The 21,451-nt window shown below is 65.4% G+C and carries 21 protein-coding genes; 13 read left to right on the top strand and 8 right to left on the bottom strand.

The annotated features are described in order from the left end of the window. The first annotated feature begins 4 nt into the window (after window positions 1-4). From ACO07D_RS19455 to ACO07D_RS19415, 9 genes are all read left to right on the top strand, one after another. Window positions 5-1,339, top strand: a complete 1,335-nt coding sequence (locus tag ACO07D_RS19455; RefSeq protein ID WP_421704580.1) for a M48 family metalloprotease — start codon at window positions 5-7, stop codon at window positions 1,337-1,339. A gap of 11 nt (window positions 1,340-1,350) precedes the next feature. Further along, the gene (locus tag ACO07D_RS19450) at window positions 1,351-2,106 is read left to right on the top strand and encodes a DsbA family protein (protein ID WP_421704579.1); all 756 of its coding nucleotides are present in this window, start codon (window positions 1,351-1,353) and stop codon (window positions 2,104-2,106) included. A gap of 4 nt (window positions 2,107-2,110) precedes the next feature. Beyond that, window positions 2,111-3,343 (top strand): N-acetylmuramoyl-L-alanine amidase, encoded by a 1,233-nt coding sequence (locus tag ACO07D_RS19445; RefSeq protein ID WP_421704578.1) that lies wholly within the window; start codon window positions 2,111-2,113, stop codon window positions 3,341-3,343. An 82-nt stretch (window positions 3,344-3,425) separates the two neighbouring features. After that, entirely contained in the window at window positions 3,426-4,409 is a 984-nt protein-coding gene (locus tag ACO07D_RS19440) for an XdhC family protein (protein ID WP_421704577.1), read from the top strand. After that, complete coding sequence (locus tag ACO07D_RS19435; protein ID WP_421704576.1) at window positions 4,406-5,398, top strand: molybdopterin-binding protein; 993 nt, start codon at window positions 4,406-4,408, stop codon at window positions 5,396-5,398. Before ACO07D_RS19440 ends, ACO07D_RS19435 begins: the two co-directional genes overlap by 4 nt. Before the next feature lie 264 nt (window positions 5,399-5,662). Further along, window positions 5,663-6,148: a (2Fe-2S)-binding protein gene (locus tag ACO07D_RS19430; protein ID WP_421704575.1), complete on the top strand. Its 486-nt coding sequence runs from the start codon at window positions 5,663-5,665 to the stop codon at window positions 6,146-6,148. Window positions 6,149-6,174: 26 nt separating this feature from the next. Further along, a complete protein-coding gene (locus ACO07D_RS19425; protein WP_421704574.1) occupies window positions 6,175-6,546 on the top strand; it encodes a hypothetical protein in 372 nt (123 codons plus the stop codon). Between the two features lie 69 nt (window positions 6,547-6,615). Beyond that, a complete protein-coding gene (locus ACO07D_RS19420; protein WP_421704573.1) occupies window positions 6,616-8,979 on the top strand; it encodes a xanthine dehydrogenase family protein molybdopterin-binding subunit in 2,364 nt (787 codons plus the stop codon). A gap of 12 nt (window positions 8,980-8,991) precedes the next feature. Continuing rightward, window positions 8,992-9,777 carry an FAD binding domain-containing protein gene (locus ACO07D_RS19415; RefSeq protein WP_421704572.1) on the top strand — a complete coding sequence of 262 codons (786 nt, stop codon included), beginning with the start codon at window positions 8,992-8,994 and terminating at the stop codon, window positions 9,775-9,777. A gap of 165 nt (window positions 9,778-9,942) precedes the next feature. Here ACO07D_RS19415 and infC read toward each other — a convergent pair whose 3' ends face one another. Then, complete coding sequence (infC, locus tag ACO07D_RS19410) at window positions 9,943-10,488, bottom strand: translation initiation factor IF-3 (protein WP_421705076.1); 546 nt, start codon at window positions 10,486-10,488, stop codon at window positions 9,943-9,945. Between the two features lie 195 nt (window positions 10,489-10,683). Between infC and ACO07D_RS19405 the strand changes: the two genes are divergently transcribed. Continuing rightward, window positions 10,684-11,514 (top strand): translation initiation factor 3, encoded by an 831-nt coding sequence (locus tag ACO07D_RS19405; RefSeq protein ID WP_421704571.1) that lies wholly within the window; start codon window positions 10,684-10,686, stop codon window positions 11,512-11,514. Between the two features lie 76 nt (window positions 11,515-11,590). Here ACO07D_RS19405 and ACO07D_RS19400 read toward each other — a convergent pair whose 3' ends face one another. The 6 genes from ACO07D_RS19400 to ACO07D_RS19375 all read right to left on the bottom strand — a co-directional run bounded on the left by ACO07D_RS19400 (window position 11,591) and on the right by ACO07D_RS19375 (window position 16,355). Then, complete coding sequence (locus ACO07D_RS19400; RefSeq protein WP_421704570.1) at window positions 11,591-12,094, bottom strand: hypothetical protein; 504 nt, start codon at window positions 12,092-12,094, stop codon at window positions 11,591-11,593. A 118-nt stretch (window positions 12,095-12,212) separates the two neighbouring features. Further along, window positions 12,213-13,076 carry a ferredoxin--NADP reductase gene (locus ACO07D_RS19395; RefSeq protein WP_421704569.1) on the bottom strand — a complete coding sequence of 288 codons (864 nt, stop codon included), beginning with the start codon at window positions 13,074-13,076 and terminating at the stop codon, window positions 12,213-12,215. A gap of 69 nt (window positions 13,077-13,145) precedes the next feature. Continuing rightward, window positions 13,146-13,556: a DUF934 domain-containing protein gene (locus ACO07D_RS19390; RefSeq protein WP_421704568.1), complete on the bottom strand. Its 411-nt coding sequence runs from the start codon at window positions 13,554-13,556 to the stop codon at window positions 13,146-13,148. A gap of 79 nt (window positions 13,557-13,635) precedes the next feature. Further along, on the bottom strand, window positions 13,636-14,382 hold the full coding sequence (locus tag ACO07D_RS19385) for a phosphoadenylyl-sulfate reductase (RefSeq protein WP_421704567.1): 747 nt from the start codon (window positions 14,380-14,382) through the stop codon (window positions 13,636-13,638). Beyond that, a complete protein-coding gene (locus ACO07D_RS19380) occupies window positions 14,372-16,039 on the bottom strand; it encodes a nitrite/sulfite reductase (RefSeq protein WP_421704566.1) in 1,668 nt (555 codons plus the stop codon). The genes ACO07D_RS19385 and ACO07D_RS19380 overlap by 11 nt, the downstream gene beginning before the upstream one ends. Further along, window positions 16,032-16,355, bottom strand: coding sequence for a DUF2849 domain-containing protein (locus tag ACO07D_RS19375; protein ID WP_421704565.1), 324 nt, complete (start codon window positions 16,353-16,355; stop codon window positions 16,032-16,034). Before ACO07D_RS19375 ends, ACO07D_RS19380 begins: the two co-directional genes overlap by 8 nt. Window positions 16,356-16,497: 142 nt before the next feature. Between ACO07D_RS19375 and ACO07D_RS19370 the strand changes: the two genes are divergently transcribed. Further along, window positions 16,498-16,959, top strand: a complete 462-nt coding sequence (locus ACO07D_RS19370) for an Lrp/AsnC family transcriptional regulator (protein ID WP_421704564.1) — start codon at window positions 16,498-16,500, stop codon at window positions 16,957-16,959. Window positions 16,960-17,026: 67 nt separating this feature from the next. Here ACO07D_RS19370 and ACO07D_RS19365 read toward each other — a convergent pair whose 3' ends face one another. Continuing rightward, on the bottom strand, window positions 17,027-18,193 hold the full coding sequence (locus ACO07D_RS19365) for a cytochrome P450 (protein ID WP_421704563.1): 1,167 nt from the start codon (window positions 18,191-18,193) through the stop codon (window positions 17,027-17,029). 58 nt (window positions 18,194-18,251) lie between these two features. Between ACO07D_RS19365 and ACO07D_RS19360 the strand changes: the two genes are divergently transcribed. Continuing rightward, entirely contained in the window at window positions 18,252-19,961 is a 1,710-nt protein-coding gene (locus ACO07D_RS19360; RefSeq protein WP_421704562.1) for a sensor histidine kinase, read from the top strand. Then, a complete protein-coding gene (locus ACO07D_RS19355) occupies window positions 19,958-21,184 on the top strand; it encodes a sigma-54-dependent transcriptional regulator (RefSeq protein WP_421704561.1) in 1,227 nt (408 codons plus the stop codon). The genes ACO07D_RS19360 and ACO07D_RS19355 overlap by 4 nt, the downstream gene beginning before the upstream one ends. Window positions 21,185-21,451 lie beyond the last annotated feature (267 nt).

The raw sequence follows: 21,451 nt of genomic DNA, 5'->3' as shown, positions 1-21,451 counted from the left end.
GTCAATGGTTCGCAGGGTTCTGACAGCGGCGCTCGCGGCGCTGATGGCCGTGGTGCTGACGCTCCCGGCGCGGGCACAGACGATCCTGCGCGATCCCGATATCGAACATGCGCTGAAACAACTGGCCAAACCGGTGATCGAGGCGGCGGGCCTGTCGGCGGGGCGGATCAAGATCCTGGTGATCAAGGATGACAGTCTGAACGCCTTCGTGGCGGATCATGACCATGTGTTCCTGCATTCGGGCCTGATTCTGCGCCTGGATGAGCCCGAGCAGCTGCAGGCGGTGATTGCCCATGAGCTGGCGCATATCGCCAATGGCCACCTGGCGCGGCGGGCAACGAATTTTCAATCCGCGCGCAATGTTGCCCTGATCGGGACGATCCTGGCGGGGGCTGCGGCCGCGGCCGGGGGTGGCAAGGGGGCGGCCGGGGTCGCCATCGGGGTGCAGGACAGCGCCTTGCGCAGGTTCTTTGTCCACACCCGCGCCGAAGAGGCAAGCGCGGACCAATCTGCCCTGCGCTACATGGCGGCGGCGGGGATCGACCCCCATGGCATGCATGATGTGCTGGAGCTGTTTCGCGGGCAGGAGGCCCTGTCGGTCGGACGGCGCGACCCCTACCTGCTGACCCACCCGCTGAACCGTGACCGTATGCGTGCGGTGGCGGGCTTCGTCGCGGGTCACGCGCACCACGGGCAGGAACGGCCCGAGGATGACTATTGGTTCGCCCGTGCGCGTGGCAAGCTGTCGGCCTTCCTGCGGGCGCCGCGCACAACCTTCCGCGCGGTGGGGCGCAAGCCCGGGCAGGGCGATATCGTCGCGCGCATGCGCCGCGCGGTGGCCTTTCACCGCCAACCCCAGCCGGACAAGGCGATAGCCGAGATCCAGGCCCTGGTTGCGGCCTATCCGAACGACCCCTACCTGGCCGAGCTGCAGGGGCAAATCCTGCTCGAAAGCCGAAAGTTCGGCGCCGCCGTTCAGGCTTATCGTCGTGCCGCGCAGAAGGCGCCTTCGAACGGGTTGATTCTGGCGGGCTATGGCCGGGCGCTGCTGGCGCAGAACACGGCGGCCAGCAATGCCGAGGCGTTGAAGGTGTTGACCCGCGCCCGTGCGCGAGATCCCTATTCGCCCCTGATGCTGCGCGACCTGGGCCTGGCCTATTCCCGCGCCGGGAACAACGGCATGGCCGCGCTGATGAGTGCCGAACGCTATGCGCTGATCGGTCGCTTGAAAGACGCGGTGCCCCATGCGAAACGGGCCGAGGGCCTTCTGCCTCGCGGATCGAGCGGCTGGAACCGCGCCCAGGATATTCTGACCGCCGCCCGCGCGGTCTCCAAATGACGGAGAGATACATGAAACGCCTTGCTTTTGCCCTTGCGGCCACGACCTGCCTTGCCGGGCCCGCGCTGGCCACCGACATGACCGAGATGACCGATGCGGAACGCGATGCCTTTCGTGCCGAGGTCCGCGCCTATCTGCTGGACAACCCGGAAGTGCTGATGGAAGCCATCGAAGTGCTGGAACGCCGCCAGGCCGCCGAGGCCGTGGCCAATGACAGCGCGATGATCGCCCACAATGCCGACGAGCTGTTCAACGACGGCTATTCCCACGTCGCGGGCAACCCCGATGGCGACATCACCATGGTGGAATTCGTCGATTACCGCTGCGGCTACTGCCGCAAGGCCTTTCCCGAGATCAAGGCCCTGGTCGAAACCGATGGCAACATCCGCGTGATCTACAAGGAGTTCCCGATCCTGGGCGAAGGCTCGACCCTGTCCTCGCAATTTGCCATCTCGACCCAACTGGTCGCCGGGCAGGAGGGTTATGGCCTTGTGCATGACGCGCTGATGGCGCTGCGGGGCAACCCGTCCGAGGCGGTGCTGGTCACCATGGCCGATGACCTGGGCCTGGACGGCAAGGCGATCTGGGACGGCATGTCCGACCCGCGTGTGGACGAGATCATTCGCAACAACCACCTCCTGGGCCAGCGCATGCAGATCTCGGGCACGCCGACCTTCGTGATGGAGGATCAGATGCTGCGCGGCTACGTGCCGCTGGATGGCATGTTGCAGATCGTCGCAGAACTGCGCGCCGCCAAGGAGGGCTGAGCGCGTGCGACGCCTCTGGCTGGGGCTGGTTCTGTGTTGGCTGACCGGGATCGGGGGCGCCTTTGCCCAGGCGAGCGGGCAGGACCTGACTGCGCTGGCTCGCCTGACCGAAGCGCCGGTGCTGGAGGACCGGCACGACGGGCTTTCGTTGCAGATGTCGCTGACCCAGCCGGTGCCCTGGCGGGTCTATACGCTGGACGCGCCGCCGCGCCTTGTGCTGGACTTCTCGGAACTGGACTTCACCGGGGCGGATCGCGCCACCATGGCCGATGCGGTGACCGGCGTTGCAACGGTCAACCACGGCCTGTGGCGTCCGGGCTGGACCCGCATGGTGCTGGAATTGGCCGCGCCGATGGTGGTGGACCAGGCGGGCATGACCACTGCGGGCGCGGGGGCCGCGATCCTGCAGATCGACCTGACGGCGGTCAGCGCCGAGGTTTTCGCCGCGCGCGCAGGCGCGCCCGCCTCGGCGGTGTTTGCCGATGAGACCGGGCTGGACCTGCCCGCCGCGCGCACCCGCCAGACCGGTGACCGCCCGCTCAAGGTGGTGCTGGACCCGGGCCATGGCGGCATCGACCCGGGGGCCGAGGCCGAAGGCGTGGTCGAGGCCCATCTGGTGCTGACCTTTGCCCATGAGCTGCGTGAGCTGCTTCTTCGCACCGGCGGTTTCGACGTGGTGCTGACCCGCGAAGACGACCGGTTCGTGCCGCTGGAAACCCGTGTGACCATTGCCCGGCATGCAGGGGCCGATGTGTTTCTGTCGCTGCATGCTGACGCCCTGGCGCAGGGGCGGGCGACCGGCGCCACGGTCTATACCCTGTCGGAAGACGCCTCGGATATTGCCTCGCAGAAACTGGCGGAGCGCCATGACCGCAGCGACCTGTTGGCCGGGGTGGACCTGAGCCGCCATGACGACGAGGTGGCGCTGGTCCTGATGGACATGGCCCGGCGCGAGACCACGCCGCGTTCGCTGGCCCTGGCCGCCGCGTTGGTGCAGGGCATCCATTCCTCGACGCAGTCGACCTACAAGACGCCGCAGTTGCAGGCCGGTTTTTCGGTGCTGAAAGCGCCCGACATCCCTTCGGCGCTGATCGAACTGGGTTTTCTGACCTCGAAGGCCGACCGCGAGAAACTGGTCGACCCGGCCTGGCGTGCCAAGGCCGCGGAGGGCATTCGCGACGCGTTGCAATACTGGGCGATCCAGGACGCCGCCGAAGCGGTGCGCCTGCGCCAGTAAGGTTTGCGAAACGCGCCATGCTCTTGCGCGCGGCGCCAACCCGCACGGCCCCTCTTGCGCCCACAGGACCGCTCGGGCAACCATGGGTGCCATGAGCGATACCGTCGACACTATTCCCGAAACCGCGCTGGCCTGGCATCAGGCGGGCGAAGGCGCGGCCCTGGCCACGGTGGTGGACACCTGGGGCAGCGCACCGCGCCCGGTGGGCAGCCAGATGGCCGTGTCCGGCGCGGGCGAGATTGCGGGCAGCGTGTCGGGCGGCTGCGTCGAGGGCGCGGTGGTGCTGGAGGCGCAGGAGGCGCTGGGCGACGGGCAATCGCGGCTCTTGAGCTTTGGTGTCGATGATGGCACCGCCTTTGCCGCAGGTCTGGCCTGTGGCGGGCAGATCAAGGTGCTCGTCGAACCGGTCGGCGCGGCCCTGCCGGAGGCGATGCTGGCCGATCTGGTGGCGGCCCGCGCGGCCCGCGCGCCGCGTGCCTATGCGGTGAATGTGGACAGCGGGGAACGACACCTGACCGGCCCGGACACCCATGAGGAGCGGTTTCGCAAGGACCGCTCGGGTTTCGAGCCCGACGGGCAGACCTTCGTCGCCATTCACAATCCGCCCCTGCGCCTGGTGGTGATTGGTGCTGCGCATATTGCCCAGGCGTTGATCCCGATGGCGCGCATGGCCGGGTTCGACCCGGTGCTGATCGACCCGCGCGGCGCCTTCGCGACCGAGGCGCGTTTTCCCGGGGTCGACATCCACGTGGACTATCCCGACGAGGTGCTCCCCGACCTGGGTCTGGATGCGCGCTGCGCCGTGGTGACCCTGTCCCATGACCCCAAGATCGACGATCCGGCGATCGAGGCCGCGTTGCGGGCGGATGTGGCCTATCTGGGCTGCCTCGGTTCCACGCGGACCCATGCGAAACGGGTGGACCGGCTGAGCGGGCGCGGCTTTTCCGCGGCGCAGATGGCGCGCATCCATGCGCCGGTGGGGTTGGACATTGGCGCGGTGACCCCCGCCGAGATTGCCGTGGCGGTGCTGGCGGAAATCATCGCCCGGCTGCGCAAACCCTCATGAGGTTCGGACCGGTTCCCCTGTCGGGCGCCGAAGGCGCGGTGTTGGCCCATTCCGTGGCGGTTCCCGGTGGGCGGCTGCGCAAGGGCAAGCTTGTCGATGCAGGCGATGTGGCCGCGATGCAGGCGGCCGGGCTGACCGAGGTCACCGTGGCACGGCTGGAACCGGGGGACGTGGGCGAGGATGACGCGGCCACCCGGCTGGCGGCGGCGCTGCTGGGGGCGGATGCTGTCTCCGCCGGGCTTGCTCCGACCCGGGCCGCGACCGGCCGGGTCAACCTGATCGCGCAGCTCCCGGGCATCGTCGAGCTGCACCCGGAGGCCATCAATGCGATCAATGCGGTGGACCCGATGATCACCATTGCCACGGTGCCGGAATGGCAGCGGCTGGGGCAGGGCGGCATGGCTGCGACGATCAAGATCATTGCCTATGCGGTGCCGGAGGCGGCGCTGGAGCGCGCCTGTGACGCGGCGCGCGGCGCGATGCGGATGCGGGCGGCCACCCATGGCGCGGCCACGCTGATCCAGACCACGGTGGGCGCCGAGGTTGGTGAAAAGGGCCACAAGGCGATCGAGGCCCGGCTGGCGGCGCTGGGCGTGTCGCTGGGGCCGAAACAGCTGGTCGCCCATGAGGTCGACATTCTGGCCGGGGCGCTCCTGCAAGCCGGGGGCGACGTGCTGTTCGTCCTGACCGGTTCGGCCACCTCGGACCTGCGTGACGTGGCGCCCGAGGCGCTGCGTCGGGCGGGGGGCTCCGTGACCCATTTCGGCATGCCGGTGGACCCCGGCAACCTCCTTTTCCTGGGCGAATTGGGCGACAAGCCGGTGATCGGCCTGCCGGGCTGCGCCCGTTCGCCCGCCCTGAACGGGGCTGACTGGGTCATGGAACGGGTGCTCTGCGGCGTGCCTGTCGGCCCTGCGGATATCGCCGCGATGGGGGTGGGCGGGCTGCTCAAGGACATCCCGCAACGGGGCCGGATGCGCGACGCCTGACGGGCGCAATCGAGGTCGCAATTTCGTGCCCCGCACTCGACCGTATGGTCAAATTTTCGCAACCGCAGCGAGATTGAGGGGTTCTCATGAGCCCGTTCCCGTGCTTTGCTAAGGCCAACTAAAGCGTCACGCCTTTCACCTGTGGCAGGGGAAAGGTGAGGCGCTGCGGAATATATCAGTGGTGTGGGCGTTTGGCCCTAAACCTGTAGTGCAGGTTTTTGGCGAAACGCTTTAGCAAAAAATGAATTAGCCAGGGAGGAACAGATGGCACAGGTCTCGATGACCGTGAATGGAAAGGCTGTCTCCGCCGAAGCCGAAGGTCGCACGCTGCTGTCGCAGTTTCTGCGCGACACACTCGGGCTGACCGGCACGCATGTGGGATGTGACACCGGCCAATGCGGGGCCTGCACCGTCCATGTGAACGGTAAGATGGTCAAAAGCTGCAACATGTTCGCCGCTGAAGCGGACGGCGCCGAGGTCGCGACGATCGAGGGCATGGCCGAGGCCGATGGCTCCCTTGGGGTGATCCAGGCGGCGTTTCGCGAACATCACGGGCTGCAATGCGGCTTCTGCACGCCGGGCATGGTGATGGCGGCGGCGGGGCTTCTGGCGGAAAATCCCAAGCCCAGCGAAAAAGAAATTCGCGCGCATCTGTCTGGTAACTTGTGTCGCTGCACCGGGTATCACAATATCATCAAGGCGATCATGGCGGCCTCCGGTCAGGATGTCGGCGCGATCGCCGCAGAATAACCCAAACCTACAGGATCAGGACTAAGATGAAGACCTTTCTGAAAACCGCCTCGATTGCATTGATGATGGCCGCCCCGGCCGCTGCCCCGGCTTTTGCCGAAGGCTGGTCGGTCTACGACCTTGAGGATGTGCCCGGCGAGCGCGAAAACTGCATGAAACATGCGCGTAATACCATTGCCAGCTACATGTTCGATCATGGCGGCGGGGAAACCGCGGTCGCCAGCTGGACCACCTATGGCTACGACCTGCGCCCGGGCGACCAGGACGCGGTGATCATGTGTCCCGTGGTCAACGGCAACGTGGTGGATGCCTATCTGGTCGTGCACGGAGACACCACCGAGGACGAGCGTATCTTCGCCGCGGACGAGATCGAAAGGATCTGGAACAGCATGAAATAGGCTGCCGCAGCCAGGGACCGGCCCCATGGAGGAGAGAGGGCCGGCCCAAGCCAACATAGGGAGGAGAACATGCCTGCAGACGGAGGCATCGGCGCGCCGAACAAGCGCCGTGAAGACGTGCGGTTTCTGACCGGCAAGGGAAAGTATACCGACGACCTGAACCGGTCCGGCCAGGCCCATGTGATCTTCGTGCGCAGCCAGGTGGCCCATGGCAATCTGGTGGCGGTGAACACGGATGAGGCCGCGGCGATGCCCGGGGTGATCCGCATCTTTACCGGCGCCGATTTCGCCGAAGTGGGTGGGCTGCCCTGCGGCTGGCAGGTGACCGACCGGCATGGCGAAGTCATGCAGGAACCGGCCCATCCGGTGCTGGCCCAGGGCAAGGTGCGCCACGTCGGTGATGCCATCGCCGCCGTGGTGGCCGAGACCGCCGATCAGGCCCGCGACGCCGCCGAGGCGGTGGAGGTCGACATCGACGAGCTGCCCGCCGTGGTGGACATGAAGGCTGCTCTGGCTGCGGATGCGCCCAAGGTGCATGACGATCTGACCTCGAACCTCTGTTACGACTGGGGGTTCGTCGAGGAAAACAAGGGGGCGGTGGAAGAGGCCTTTGCCAATGCCGCCCATGTGACCACGCTGGATCTGGTCAACAACCGCCTGGTCGCCAACCCGATGGAACCACGTGTTGCGATTGGCGATTATGATGCGGCCAGTGGGGATTCGACGCTCTACACCACCAGCCAGAACCCGCATGTGATCCGCCTGTTGATGGGCGCCTTCGTGCTGGGCATTCCCGAACACAAGCTGCGCGTGGTGGCCCCGGATGTGGGGGGCGGGTTTGGGTCCAAGATCTTCCACTATGCCGAGGAAGCCTTTTGCACCTTCGCCGCCAAGGCGCTGGAGCGGCCGGTCAAGTGGACCTCGTCCCGGTCCGAGGCGTTCATTACCGATGCCCATGGCCGCGACCACGTGACCACGATCCAGCTGGCGCTGGACGCAGACAACAACTTTACCGCCCTTCGCACCGATACCCATGCGAACATGGGGGCGTATCTGTCGACCTTCGCGCCCTCGGTGCCGACCTGGCTGCATGGCACGTTGATGGCGGGCAATTACAAGACGCCGCTCATTTATGTAAACGTGAAGGCGGTGTTTACCAATACCGTGCCGGTAGATGCCTATCGCGGCGCCGGGCGGCCCGAGGCGACTTTCCAGTTGGAACGTGTGATCGACAAGGCCGCGCGGGAGCTGGGGGTGGATCCGATTGCGCTTCGCCGTCAGAACTTCATCACCGAGTTCCCCTATGCCACCCCGGTGGCGGTGGAATATGACACCGGCAACTATGTCGCGACGATGGACAAGCTCGAAGAGATCGCCGATCTCGCGGGCTTCGGCGCGCGGCGGGCGGACAGCCAGGCGCGCGGCAAGCTGCGCGGGCTGGGGGTGAACTGCTATATCGAAGCTTGCGGCATCGCGCCGTCGAACCTGGTCGGCCAGCTGGGCGCGCGCGCCGGGCTTTATGAAAGCGCCACGGTGCGGGTCAATGCGACCGGCGGGCTGGTCGTGATGACCGGCAGCCACAGCCACGGGCAGGGGCATGAGACCGCCTTCCCGCAGGTGGTGGCCGACATGATCGGCATTGATCCCGGCATGGTCGAAATCGTGCATGGCGACACCGCCAATACGCCGATGGGCATGGGCACCTATGGCTCGCGCTCGCTGGCGGTCGGCGGCAGCGCCATGGTGCGCGCGACCGAGAAGATCATCGCCAAGGCGAAGAAGATCGCCGCCCACCTGATGGAGGCCGCCGAGGGGGATATCGAGCTCAAGGACGGGCAGTTCAGCGTGGCGGGCACCGACAAATCGGTCGCCTGGGGCGATGTGACCCTGGCCGCGTACGTGCCGCACAACTACCCGCTGGAGGATATCGAGCCGGGGCTGGAGGAGACCGCGTTTTACGACCCGGCCAACTTCACCTATCCGGCCGGTGCCTATGCCTGCGAGGTGGAGGTCGATCCCGACACCGGCAAGGTCACCATCGAGCGTTTCGCGGCGGCGGATGATTTTGGCAATATCGTCAACCCGATGATCGTTGACGGCCAGGTCCATGGCGGGCTTGGGCAGGGGATCGGTCAGGCGCTGCTGGAACATGCGGTCTATGACGAGGATGGGCAGCTTCTGTCCGGCTCCTACATGGATTACGCCATGCCGCGCGCCGATGATGTGCCGTTCTACACGGTGGATCACAGCTGCCAGACGCCCTGCACGCATAACCCCTTGGGGGTGAAGGGCTGCGGCGAGGCAGGCGCCATTGGCTCGCCCCCGGCCGTGGTGAACGCGGTGGTGGATGCGCTGCGCAGCGCGGGCTACGATGTGACCCATATCGACATGCCGCTGTCACCCCACCGGGTGTGGCAGGCCATGCAATCGTGAGGAGGACGGATCATGTATGAGTTTGACATTGAAAAGCCCTCGACGATCGACGAGGCGGTCGCCGCATTGGCCAATGACGAGGCCCAGGCCCTGGGCGGCGGTCAGACGCTGATTCCGACGCTGAAACAACGACTTGCGGCGCCCGGCGTGCTGGTGTCGTTGCGCGGTATCGAGGACATGGTGGGTGTTTCACCCACTCATGATCCCGGCGCATTCATCGGTGGGGCAACCACCCATGCCGAGGTCGCGCGGGAGGCTGCCGCCTTCTATCCGGCCCTGGCCGCATTGGCGGGCGGCATTGGTGATCCGGCGGTGCGCAATCGCGGCACGATTGGTGGATCATTGGCCAACAACGACCCGTCGGCCTGCTATCCGGCGGCAGCGCTGGGATCGGGAGCCGCGATCTTTACCAACAAACGCGAAATCGCGGCAGATGATTTCTTTACCGGCCTGTTCGAAACGGCTCTGGAAGATGGCGAGATCATTACCGGGGTACGGTTCCCGGCCCCGATGGCGGCAAACTACCAGAAGTTCGAACAGCCCGCGTCGCGGTTTGCCCTGGTCGGGGTCTTCGTTGCGAAATACGACGATGGTGTGCGCGTGGCGGTGACCGGCGCATCCGAAGACGGCGTGTTCCGCTGGGCCGAGGCCGAAGCGGCCTTGTCGACCAATTTCGCACCGGAGGCTCTGGACGGCATGACCCCGGGCGGGGACATGATCGGCGATATCCACGGAAGCCCGGAGTACCGCGCGCACCTGGTCGGTGTGCTGACGAAACGGGCCGTGGCGGCGATCTGAGCCCCGGTTTGGAGATTTGAAAGCGCCCCGCCGGATCGGTGGGGCGTTTTTCGTTGGTGGAAGAACAAAACCCCCGCCGGAGGCAGGGGTTCGGTCATTTCGCGTTCGGCAGCGCTTTCTGTGAAAACGCGCCTGCCGCGGTAACAGTTTCGCTTCGCTAAACTGTTACTTCTGAATCGGCCCGATCATCATGATCATCTGGCGGCCTTCCATCTTCGGCATGTTCTCGACCTTGCCGAGTTCCTTGATGTCTTCGGCCACACGTTCCAAGAGCTCACGGCCCAGGTTCTGGTGCGCCATCTCGCGGCCACGGAAGCGCAGGGTCACCTTGACCTTGTCGCCCTTCTCCAGGAACTTGACCACGTTGCGCATCTTGACGTCGTAATCGTGGGTGTCGGTGCCGGGACGGAACTTGACCTCCTTGATCTCGATCGTCTTCTGCTTCTTGCGCGCCTCGCTTTCCCGCTTCTGCTGTTCGTATTTGAACTTGCCGAAATCCATGATCTTGCACACGGGCGGGTTGGCGTTGGGCGAGATTTCAACCAGGTCCAGACCGGCTTGTTCAGCCAGCTCCATGCCACGCGCGGGCGGCACAACGCCGACGTTTTCGCCATCTGCGCCAATCAAACGGATTTCCGGGGCGCGGATGCGGCCATTTACGCGGGGTCCGGTGTCGCGCTGCGGGGGCGCGTTATGAGGTCTGCGGGCTATGAGTTCATTCCTTCTGAAGTTGCCGGTAAGACTTGGGGCAGGAAGGTAATGGCCTGCCTTAGTCTTATCAAGCCGATAGTTGCCGAAATGATGCGTGTGCAGCATTTCTCCCCTTGCGCAGGTGGGGCGCCTGCCCCCACATGCCTCACGTAAGGCGCGGGGGACGCTGCGCCACTGACAAGTGAGGATAGTCACATGAACAAGACCTGGATCATTGCCCTTCTGCTGATTGCCGCCGGTGTGGGCGGCTATGTCTGGTATTCCGGCCAGCAGATGGAAGAACCCGCGCCGGTCGCCGAAGCGCCGACCGCGGAGGAAGAGGCTCCGGCGGAAGAGCCCGTCGCTGAAGAGACCGCCGACCCGGTGGGCGATGCTGTTGAGGGAGCCGTGGACGCCGTGACCGATGCTGCCGAAGGCGTGGTTGAGGAAGCCACCGATGCCGCCAATGGCGCCGTGGATGCGGCCGCCGATGCGGTCACCGGCGCTGTTGAAGAGGCCACCGAAGGCATGGGCGCCGTGGGCGAGGCGATCAGCGACGCCGTCACCGACATGACCGATGCCGCCACCGATGCGGCCTCGGATGCGGTGGATGCGGCCTCGGACGCCGCCTCCGATGCGATGGGCACCGCCACGGACACCGCCACTGACGCGGCTTCTGACGCTGCCGAAGGTGCGATGGAAGCGACCGGTGAGGCCGCCGAGGCTGCTGATGCCGCCGCGGATATGGCAGATGAGGCGACCGATGCCGCTGCCGACGCCGCAACCGATGCGGCCACCGAAATGGCGACGGATGCCGCCACGGATGCAGCGGGCGAAGCCGCGGAGGCTGCCTCTGACGCCATGTCCGTGACCGACCTGCTGACCCCGGAGGGGTTCGACGCGGGCAAGATCACCGAGATGGTGGATGGCTCCGACCTGGGGGATGTGCAGAAGCTTGCCCTGAAAACCGCCATCCAGCAGGCCGCCGATAACCCGGAGCTGGTTCAGGCCGCCATTGATCAGGTGAAATCGGCCCTGGGGATGTAACCCCTCGTAAGTCCTCCAGGACCCGACCGCCGCGCAGGGAGGCCTGTGCGGCGGTTTCTTGTTTTCCCGGTGCCTGTCAGCTTCGTGTCATGCGGGTTTCAACCAATCTCTGGGCACTGTCCGAACGGGGGACCGTGCGCTCCTCTGGACTGTCCGGTGTGCCGAACCCATCCAGATACTCCAGGAACATCTGCCAATGTTCGGTCGGATCCCCGGCACGGCGGGCGTAGTCCAGCTGTGCCTTGCCGTGTTCGATCAGGTTCATCGCACGGTGCGGTTGCGGCTCGCCCCCGAAGGTGCGGGCGAGGTGGGACTGGAATTCTTCGCCATAGGTCATGAGCGTCAGGAGCTCCGCGCCAAACTCATGCCCGGCGTCCTGCAGCTCCGACACCAGCTGGTCGACCTGGCGTGGCGTGATGTTGGTCATGTCATAGCGGGATTTGATGGCGGCGATGGCCTCTGGACCCTTCGTGGGCCCGGTTGCTGGGCCAATCGAAAACGCCTCGGTCGGGGCGGGCGTCGCGGCGGGTGGCCTGTTCGGCGCAGCACTGTGCTGCGTGAGGACGGGGGTGATATCCATGTCAAAGCTCCATTCTGGCGGCTGTGCCGGCAGGGTGGGGCGCATGGGTTGGCAAAACGTAAACGGGAGGCCGAGGCCTCCCGTCAATTCTTGTCGATTTGTTCAGACCCGAACGGTCTTAGTCCAGGAACGCCTTTTCGACCACATAGGTCTTGGGATTCGAGTTCGCCCCTTCCTCCAGCCCGAATTCCTCAAGCATATCCTTGAGTTCCAGGTTGAAGGCCAGGTTGCCGCAGATCATCGCGCGGTCGGTCTCAGCCGAGATCGGCGGCACGCCCAGGTCCTCGAAAGCCTCGCCCGAGCGCATCAGGTCGGTGATGCGGCCCATCTTGGCGCTCTCTTCGCGGGTGGTGGTCGGGTAGTATTTGATCTTCTTCCAGAAGCCTTCGCCGATCACCTCGTTCAGAAGCTCGTCGTCCTTCAGGGCCTCGATCAGTTCGCGGCCATAGGTCAGCTCGCCGGCCTCGCGGCAGGTGTGAGTGATGATGACCTCGTCGTAATCCTCGTAGGTCTGCGGCTCGCGCAGCAGCGAGGCGAAGGGGGCAAAGCCGGTGCCGGTGGCGAAGAACCAGATGCGCTTGCCGGGCAGCAGGGCGTCATGCACCAGGGTGCCGACGGGTTTCGGACGCAGGATCACCTGGTCGCCGGGCTGGATGTGCTGAAGCTTGGAGGTCAGCGGACCGTCCTGCACCTTGATCGAGTAGAACTCCATTTCCTCGTCCCACGACGGCGAGGCGATGGAATAGGCGCGCAAGAGCGGTTTCTGCTTGCCGGTCTTGGGATCCGGATCGCCCATCAACCCGATCATCACGAACTCGCCCGAGCGGAAGCGCAGCGAGGCAGGACGCGTACAGCGGAAGCTGAACAGGCGGTCGGTGTAATGCTTCACCTCGGTCACGGTCTGCGCATCGGGCAGGGTGGGCACGGGGCGGATGGTCGCGGTGTCGGTCACGGGTTTGTCCACGGGGGTCACTTCATTCATCGGGTCCAACGGGGCGCGGGGCCTCGTCCTCTGTTGTGCTGCTATATATGGGATATAGGTTAGGCGGGTCTAGCCCCGCAGGCGGGACTGATAGTCACGGGCCTGCCAGTCGGCGCGGTATTTCCAGTCGCCTTCGGGCTGGCGTTCAGCTTGCTCGTCCGAGATTTCGACCTCGTCGAAACCGGCGCGGCGGGCCATGGCGTATTGGTCACTGATGACGTGACCCTTGGCGCGCAGGCGGCCGGTAAACCCTTGCAAACGCAGCTGTTTTGCAATGGTAAAGCCGCGGCCATCGGCGAAGGAGGGGAAATCGACGCGGATCAGCTCGACGCCCTGGAAGACATCGGCCAGGGTAACAGGGTCGATATCCGAGCCCAGATCCAGCGCGCGGGTGTCATTGGCGGCGCGGTCTTCCAGGGTGGCGAAACCCTGCGTCCAGTCGTCGCGGGCAAAGCCCTGGTCGGTTACGATAACGCTCATGGCGTGTCCTTTCACGGGTCGCAGCGTATCCTGTCAGCCCCGAGGGACGGGCAAGATACGCCGGATTTTTGGTTTGTGCTTACGCGCCCTGGGTGGGGGCGATGCGCACCATCTTGCCATCCACGAAATGGATGCCGCATTCAACTTTCTCTTCGCCGCGCCAGCGACCGGCGCGCGGATCTTCACCCGGTTTCACGGCGCTGGTGCAGGGGGCACAGCCGATCGACGGGAAGCCCTTGGCGACCAGCGGGTGGCGGGGCAGGCGGTTGTTGATCATGTAGTCGCTGACATCCGTGGGGGTCCAATGGGCCAGCGGGTTGATCTTCAGCCGCACGCGGTCGGGTTCAAAGAACTCCATATCCGCGCGTTTGCCGCCCTGGAAGCGCTTGCGCCCGGTGATCCAGGCATCAAACCCTTCCAGCGCCTTTTCCAAGGGCTGCACCTTGCGCAGCTCACAGCAGGCGTCGGTATCGGCCAGGTGCAGGATATTGTCCGGGTCACCGTGGAACAGGTCCTCGGCATCTGGACGCACGATCCGCACATCGGTCAGGCCCAGTTTCTCGCTGACCTCGAGCTGGTAATCCAGCGTTTCCTGAAACAGCATCTGCGTGTCCAGGAAGATGACAGGCGTGGAGCGGTCGACCCGGGCCACCATGTGCAACAAGGCAACCGACTCCGCCCCGAAACTGGACACCATCGCAACGGAGCCGACTTGTGGATCGGTCAGGGCACGGTCCAGCACCGAATGCGCCGAGTGGTGGCGGTAGCGGTCATTGAGGGCGTTCGCGCGCTCCTCCAGGTTCGGAATGGGGGCTTCAAGCGGCATTGGCTTTGCTTTCCGGGTAGAGCGCCGCCTTGAACGGCCCGTCGCCGAGGCGGCGATAGGTCTCAAGGAAGCTCTCTGCCTCATCGGTGCGCAGCTCCAGATAGGCCAGGACCAGACGTTCGATCGCGGGAACGATCGCGTCATAGGCAAAGCCGGGGCCCGCGCGGGTGCCGATCACCGTGTCCGGGCCGCCATCGCCGCCCAGGGTGATCTGGTAGTTTTCGACGCCGGCGCGATCCAGCCCCAGGATGCCGATATGGCCCAGGTGGTGGTGGCCGCAGGCGTTGATGCAGCCGGAGATCTTGATCTTAAGCGGGCCGATGTCGTGCTCCAGCTTCAGCTCGTCGAAACGGGTCGCGATCTGTTGCGCGACCGGGATCGCGCGGGCGGTGGCGAGCGCACAGTAATCCATGCCGGGGCAGGCGATGATGTCCGAGATCAGACCGGCGTTCGCGGTGCCGAGGCCGGCAGGCTTCAGCGCGGCGTAGAGCGCGGGCAGGTCGGCGACATGCACATGGGGCAGGATCACGTTCTGCTCGTGGCTGATGCGGATGTCATCGTGGCCATATTGTTCCGCCAGGTCGGCGATCAGGCGCATCTGGTCGCTGGTCGCGTCACCCGGCGTCTGGCCGTGCTTCTTGATCGAGATCGTGACGATCCGGTAGTCGGCCTCGCGGTGCTGTTCGATGTTGGTGTCGACCCAGCTGCGGAACACCGGATCGGCGTCATAGGCGGCCTGGAACGGCGCGGTGTCGGCCTGTTTGAAGGCGGGCTGTACGAAGGTCGACTGGATGTGCTTGAACAGCTCCTGATCGACGCCGGTGAACAGCGGTTTCAGCTGGGCGAAGCGGGCCTCGACCTTGTCGCGCAGGGTGTCCAGACCGTTCTCCAGCGAGGTGATCTTGATGCGCGCCTTGTACTTGTTGTCGCGGCGGCCAAGCGTGTTGTAGACGCTGACGGCGGCTTCGACATAAGGCAGCAGATCCTCGCGCGGGATGAAATCGGCCAGCACCTGACCGACGATCGGGGTGCGCCCCAGACCGCCGCCCACCAGCACCTGGTAGCCGACCTCGCCCGCGTCGTTCTTGACGATACGGATGCCGATGTCATGCGCCTTGGTCACCGCGCGGTCCGCCTCGGACCCGGTCACCGCAAGCTTGAACTTGCGCGGCAGGAACTGGAACTCCGGGTGGTCGGTGGACCACTGGCGCAGAAGCTCGGCGGTGGGGCGGGGGTCTTCGACCTCATCGGCGGCCGCACCGGCGAAATGGTCGGCGGTCACGTTGCGGATGGTGTTGCCCGAGGTCTGGATCGCGTGCATCTGCACATCGGCCAGCGCGTCCAGCATATCCGGCACATCGGTCAGTTTCGGCCAGTTGTACTGGATGTTCTGACGGGTGGTGAAGTGACCATAGCCCTTGTCCCAGCGGTCGGCGATCATCGCCAGCTGGCGCATCTGCTGCGGGTTCAGCGAGCCATAGGGAATGGCGACGCGCAGCATGTAGGCGTGCAGCTGCAGATAGAGGCCGTTCATCAGGCGCAGCGGCTTGAACTCGTCTTCGGTCAGGGCGCCGGAAATGCGACGTTCCACCTGGTGGCGGAACTGGTCGACGCGGGAGCGGACGAAGGTCTCGTCAAAGTCGTTGTAATCATACATGGCTGACGGTCTCCCGTTTGGCTTCGGTCTGTTTGCCGTGGGCGTAGTTGGACGGGCCCTTGGCCCGGAAGGTTTCGCGGAAATGGGTGGGCGCGGGGCCCTGGTCACCGTCCTGGGCGTCGGCCAGGTAGGCGCCGACCGCGATATGCGGCTGGGTCTCTGCCTCGAACAGGCGCGCGTTGGCGGCGTCTTGGTCGGCCAGCAGCTCGGCATCGGCCAAACAGCGCACCCAGCTGCCGTCATGCGCCAGATAGATGACGTCGCCGGTGATCAGATCATTGGCGGTGACAACCTTGGGTGTGAAGGGGCGGGCCATTTGGTGCTCCAGTCGTGTTTGCAGTTGCAGAGAATATAGGACATTTTTCCGATTGATGGAGCGGGGTGGCAGTATATAAGGAAGATTATTCCGTATAGGTTTGGCGGTAGAACGGGTGTCCCCCAAGAGAGGAGAAATCGGAATGTCGGTGCGTCTGGACGATCTGGATCGGAAAATCCTGCGCGAGCTGCAGCGCGATGCGGGGCAGTCGCTGGACGTGATTGCCAAGACCGTGGGCTCGTCGAAGACCCCTGTGTGGAACCGGATTCGCAAGATGCGCGAGGCCGGTGTGGTGGGGCAGCAGACGGTGCTGCTGGATGCCGAAAGCCTGGGGTTCGAGGCCTGTTTCTTCGTGCTGGTGCGTACGTCCGAGCACGAGGCCGGGTGGCAGGACAAGTTCCTGCAGGTGCTGCGCGACAGGCCCGAGGTGCTGGAAGCGCACCGGCTGGCGGGTGAGATCGACTATATCCTCAAGGTCCGCGTGGCGAACGCGCGCGCCTATGATGTGTTCTATCAGGCGCTGATTTCCGAGGTGAAGATCTTCAACGTGACGGCTTTGTTGTCGATGGAAGAGATCAAGTTCTCGACGGAATTGCCGGTTTAGAGGGCAGAGCCGGGGGGCCAGCCCCCCGGACCCCCCGGGATATTTGTGGAAAGATGAAAGGGGGAGGTCAGGTCCTGACCATCAGCCGTTTCACCCCGTGGAAATGGTACACATCCGCGTATTCGGGCGGCTCGGCCAGGGTCAGATCCGGGCATCGGTCGAACAGGATCGGCAGGGCGGTGACCAGCTCCAACCGCGCGAGCGGGGCGCCGACGCAGAAATGCACCCCCGCGCCGAAACTGGTGTTCTGCTTGATCGGGCGCAGGGGGTCGAACTGGTCGGGATCCGGCCACATGTCCGGGTCACGATTGGCCGAGGCCAGCAGCAGCCCGACCTCATCCCCGCGTTTGAAGGCATGCCCGAAAACCTCCATGTCTTCATAGGCATAGCGGGTGAACATGTGCAGCGGCGGGTCGACACGAAGCGTCTCTTCGACCAGCGTGTCGGCGTTCTTGGTCGTGGGGCGTACACCGGTCTCCAACAGCAGTTTCACCGCATTGGCCACGGAGTGCACCGTCGCCTCGTGGCCCGCGTTCAACAGCAGGATACAGGTGGTGATCAGCTCATCGGCGGACAGGCGCTCACCATCCTCCTCGGCGGCAATCAGCTGGGTGATCAGGTCGTCGCGCGGGTCGGCGCGTCGGTCTTCCACGTAAGCGCGCATGAAGCTGACGAAGGCCTCGGTGGCGGCGACGGCGGCGTCCTCGGTCGCGCGGGTACGGCCCGCCATATACATGCCGACCATGGCGTTGGACCAGACCAAGAGCTGGTCGGCCATGCGTTCGGGCACGCCCAGCAGGCGGGCGATGATGATCACCGGGATGCGGGTGGCGAAGGCGGGCAGCAGGTCGAAATCCCCTTCGGGGAAGGCGTCGATCAACTCATGCGCCAGGGTTTCCACCTCCGGTGCCAACCCGGCGATGCGGCGCGAGGTAAAGGCGCGCAGGACCAGGCTGCGCAGGCGGGTGTGGCGGGGCGCTTCGAGCTCCAGCATCGAATGCGCCTCGACCGCGTAGAAGGGGGCCAGATGATCGGGAATGTCGCGCGGGGTGACCGGTTCGCGGCCAAACCGCCGGTCACGCAGGATGCCGTTCACCGCGGCGAAACTGGTCGCCATGGGCATCTTGTAATCTTCCCACCAGACCAGGTCACCTGCCGCCCGGGCGCGGGCGTAGAACGGGTAGGGGTCCTGGACGAAGACGGGATCGGTCGGCGATTGGCTGAAACTCTGCATCCGCGCAGATTTCCCGAACCTGCTTTCCATTGCAAGACCACATTCCTATGCTGCGGCCATGGTCAAGTCCTTGCGCAGCATATGGGTTCTGGCGTTCCTGCTTGCCGTCGCCCTGTTCAGCGCGGGGGTCTGGGGCGTGGCCTGGCGCTCGGCGCTGGGGACATTGGCCGAACGCGGGAGGACCGACCTGACGCTGGCCTCGGACCGGCTGACGCGGCATCTGTTTCGCTACCGGGAACTGGCGGTGCTGCTGTCTGATCACCCGGATCTGAAGGCGCTGTTGGACGGCGACAAGGCCTGGGACGCGCGCGCGCTTCTGCGGTCGATGGCCGATCGCACCGGTGCGCTGGGGATCGAGCTGGTGGACCGTTCGGGCTTGGTGCTGGCAAGCTCCCGCCCGGGCCATGTGGGGCGCAACCCCGACAGCGCGCCCCTGCGCCGGGCGCTGAACGGCGCGCTGGGGGTGACCAACGGGGCGGAAACCGCGCCCTCGGGCCTGACCCGCCGGTTGTTTACCTTCGCGGCCCCGGTGTTTGCCGACACCGGCCCCGCACGCGGTGCGGTGCTGGTCGAGGTTGATATCTGGCTGTTTGAACAGAACTGGCCGACCACGGCCACCGCCACCTATTTCGTCAACGACACGGGCCAGGTCTTTGTCACCAACCGATCCGAACTGACCCTGACCGACCGGTTCGGCGACGAGGGCTTCCCGGCCCATAGCATTCAACGCTGGTTCGGGCATGAGATTTGGCAATTGGACGGAGGCCCCTACCTGCCAGCTCAGGCGCTGCATCTGGCGGCGGATATCCACGTGATCGACATGGTGGGCGAAACGCTGCTGGACACAGCGCCTGCGGTGCGCACGGCCACCTTGCAAGCGGCGGTCGCGGCGGCGCTTTGCCTGGCTTTCGGTGCCGTGTTGCTGGTGCTGGCGGAACGGCGCCGGGCCCTGTCGGAGCGGTTGGCGGTGGAAGCGGCGGCCAATGCCCGGCTGGAGGCGCGGGTGGCCGAACGCACGGCTGCCTTGTCTGACGCCAACGAGGAGTTGAAACGCACCCAGGCGGAGCTTGTGCAGGCGGGCAAGCTGTCCGCTCTGGGCCAGATGTCGGCGGGGATTTCCCACGAGCTGAACCAGCCGCTCATGGCCATTCGCAGTTTCGCCGAGAACGGCACCGCTTTCCTGGATCGTGAGAAGCCCGAGAAGGCCGCGCAGAACCTTGGCCGTATCTCGGAGCTGGCCAATCGCATGGGGCGCATCATCAAGAACTTGCGCGCCTTTGCCCGCAATGAAAGCGAGCCGCTGGGCCGGGTTGATCTGGTGCAGGTGATCCAGGCTGCCGTCGAGCTGACCGAGGCGCGGCTGCGCACGGACGGTGTGGTGCTGGACTGGGCTCCGCCTGCCGTCTGTTACGTGCGCGCGGGCGAGGTGCGGCTGGTGCAGGTCATGGTCAACCTGATCAACAATGCCGCCGACGCCATGGTCGGGCAGGATGAAAAACGTATCGAGATCAATGTCCAGCCGGGAGATCCCCTGTCCGTCACGGTGCGCGACACCGGCCCCGGAATTGCCGATCCCGACAAGATATTCGAGCCCTTCTACACCACCAAACAGGTGGGGGATGAGGGCATGGGGTTGGGCCTGTCGATCTCTTACGGGTTGGTGCAGAGCTTCGGTGGCAAGATCCGGGGGGCGAACACAGGGCAGGGCGCGATGTTCACCATCGAGCTGGAGCCCTGGGCAGAAGACGTGAAGGAAGCGGCGCAATGAGCCAGAAAGTCCTGTTGGTCGATGACGATGCCATGGTGCGCGAGGCGCTGGGCCAGACCTTGGAGCTGGCTGGGCTGGACCCGTTGACGGCAGGGTCGTTCATCGAGGCGAAGGACCATATCTCGCTGGACTTCGACGGGGTGGTGCTGAGCGATATTCGCATGCCGGGCAAGGACGGCTTTGCCCTGCTGGAACATGCGCAGGGGGTGGATGCGGAGCTGCCGGTGATCCTGTTGACGGGTGAGGGGGACATTCCCATGGCCGTGCGCGGCATGTCGGCTGGCGCCTTCGATTTCCTGGAAAAGCCCTGCGAGCCGGACGACCTTGTTGCGGTGGTGGAACGCGCGTTGCGCACCCGGTCCCTGGTGTTGGAAAATCGCCATCTGAAACTGCAGGCAGAACAGGGCGACGCGGCGGCGCGGCTGTTGTTCGGTGACAGCCGCCTGGCCGAAGAGTTGCGCGCGCGGGTCCGCGCGGTGGCGCGCACGCAAGCCGAGGTGCTGATCTGTGGCGAGCCGGGGTCAGGCACGTCGAAAGTGGCGGAGGTGGTGCATCTGCTTTCCGGCGCGGCGATGCGGCCCTTCGTCAAACTGCCGGCGGCGGGGCTGACGGGCGAGGTGTTGAACGACGGGTTCGACAGGGCGGAAGGTGGCACGTTGTTTCTGGACGAGGTCGCCGCATTGGACCCGGCGGCGCAGTTTCTTTTGCTCGACCTGCTGGACCGTCCGGGTGGGGCGCGGGTGGTGGCGGGCACCTATCAGGACCTGGATGCGTTGGCGGGGGCGGGGCAGTTCAACCCGGACCTCTTCTACAAGCTCGACATCATGCGCGTGCGCATCCCCGCCATTCGCGAGCGCAAGGAGGACATCCCGATCCTGTTTCGCCACTATGTCGCCATTGCCTGCGAACAGGCGGCCTTGCCCGCGCCCGAGATCACCCAGGACGTGCTGGCGCGGCTGATGGCGCAGGACTGGCCCGGCAATGCGCGCGCGCTGATGAACGCGGCGATGCGTTTTGCCATGGGGCTGGGCGAGGCGGATGAGGGCGACGGGCTTGGCCTGGCCGAGCAACTGGCGCAGGTGGAACGGTCTCTGCTGATCGAAGCGCTCAGGCGTCACGGGGGCGCAGCCTCGGCGGCCGCGCGGGATCTGAAACTGCCGCGCAAGACCTTTTATGACAAGCTGGCGCGCCATGGGCTGAAGCCCGAGGAGTTTCGGGGGTAGGCTTGGCGTAGGTCCGCCTGGAGCGGCGCAGCCGCGACGCGCCCGCGTTGACCCGGCAGGCGAGTTCGCTTGCGAACTCTGCCGGGAGGGGGGCTCCCCACGGGAGGGCGCATATCCGGCGCATCAACTCGAACTGACCTTTCACTTGAAGCAATCCGCTTGCAACCAACTCCCGCTGCGAAAGCGCCCACCCAGGGTCGGGCCCGTCGCGGCTGCGCCTCTCGCGACTCTTCCCGGTTGCATTGCTGTGTGCTAACCTGCTGAAAA

Source organism: Aliiroseovarius sp., from assembly GCF_965228805.1.
In the GTDB taxonomy this organism is placed as follows: Bacteria; Pseudomonadota; Alphaproteobacteria; order Rhodobacterales; family Rhodobacteraceae; genus JASBTN01.
The sequence above is the reverse complement of the archived record's forward strand: the minus strand, read 5'-3'. Positions and strand labels throughout refer to the sequence as shown.